General features: G+C 66.0%; 1 protein-coding gene. It reads left to right on the plus strand.

Features of this window, described 5'->3' with window-relative positions; all coding sequences use genetic code 11:
- Nucleotides 1-378: molybdopterin-dependent oxidoreductase (locus QK291_RS19015; protein WP_282384412.1), on the plus strand; the 378-nt coding region annotated here is incomplete at its 5' end.
- Nucleotides 379-538: the final 160 nt, after the last annotated feature.

Genomic DNA, 538 nt, shown 5'->3' on the forward strand with positions numbered 1-538 from the left:
CGCTCCGGTGGGTCCAGCCGGTCTTTCACCCTGGAGGAGCTCCGGGCGCTGCCCCAGCACAGTCACGAACTGCCGATCGCGTGTGTTGAAGGGTGGAGCCAGATGGCTACGTGGCGGGGCGTCCGCGTCCAGGACCTGCTCGCAGATGTTGGTGCTCCTGCGGGTTCTGAACTCCGGTTCACCAGCCTGGAGCCGGAAGGGGCTTACCGGACGATGAACATGCCGGCCGAGTACACCCGGGACGAGAAGACGCTGGTGGCCCTGGAACTCAACGGTTCGGTCCTCGATCTGGATCATGGGTACCCGGCCCGGATCATCGCCCCCGGCCGTCCCGGAGTGCTGCAGACCAAGTGGTTGCACAGCGTGGAGGTCCTGTGAAAACGTCCTTGACTGTCAGAGCCGCCCGGGGGGCGCTCGGTGTTATTGGCGTGGCCATGCTTGTCTACGGGCTGCTGGGGCTGCCCACCCAGCTGGGTCCGGCGCAGCTGATTGGCCTGCTGACATGGATGGCCGTTGCCGTCCTCATCCACGACGGCGT

This window comes from Arthrobacter sp. AL12 (genome assembly GCF_029960645.1).
GTDB lineage: Bacteria > Actinomycetota > Actinomycetes > Actinomycetales > Micrococcaceae > Arthrobacter.